The organism is Rhizobium sp. UBA1881 (assembly GCF_002338015.1).
In the GTDB taxonomy this organism is placed as follows: Bacteria; Pseudomonadota; Alphaproteobacteria; order Rhizobiales; family Rhizobiaceae; genus Rhizobium.
This window is the reverse complement of record NZ_DDHH01000193.1, coordinates 2,334-2,695: the sequence shown is the minus strand read 5'-3', so window position 1 is coordinate 2,695 and position 362 is coordinate 2,334. Positions and strand designations below refer to the sequence as shown.

General features: G+C 57.7%; 2 protein-coding genes. Both read right to left on the bottom strand.

Translation table 11 applies throughout. The features are described from left to right. Positions 1-193, bottom strand: a 193-nt coding sequence (locus tag B3605_RS23970) for a response regulator (RefSeq protein ID WP_296436491.1), incomplete at its 3' end; no start/stop codon positions are given. A 12-nt stretch (positions 194-205) separates the two neighbouring features. Then, on the bottom strand, positions 206-362 hold a 157-nt coding region (locus B3605_RS23965), incomplete at its 5' end, for a CheR family methyltransferase (protein ID WP_296436496.1).

Below are 362 nucleotides of genomic sequence, written 5' to 3'. Positions count from 1 at the left end.
CATCCATGCGCGGCATCTCGACATCGAGCGTGATGACATCAGGGATTTCTTCCTGAATCTTCTTCGCCGCCATGAAGGGATCGGTCGCGACCCCCATGATCTCGATATCGGGATCTTCCTGCAGCACGCGAACGAGCGTCTGGCGAACGCTTGCGGAATCGTCGATGACGAGAACGCGGATCTTCTTGCCCATATGCTCTTTGACCTAGATGCGCTGGAACACGGTGTTGGAAACCTGCTTCAGGGGCAGGTCGATACCGGTGATGGATTCGGAGTGGCCGATGAACATGTAGCCACCCGGCAGGAGCCGCGCGCACAAGCGCTTCAGAACGCCCGATTGCGTCGGCTTGTCGAAGTAGATC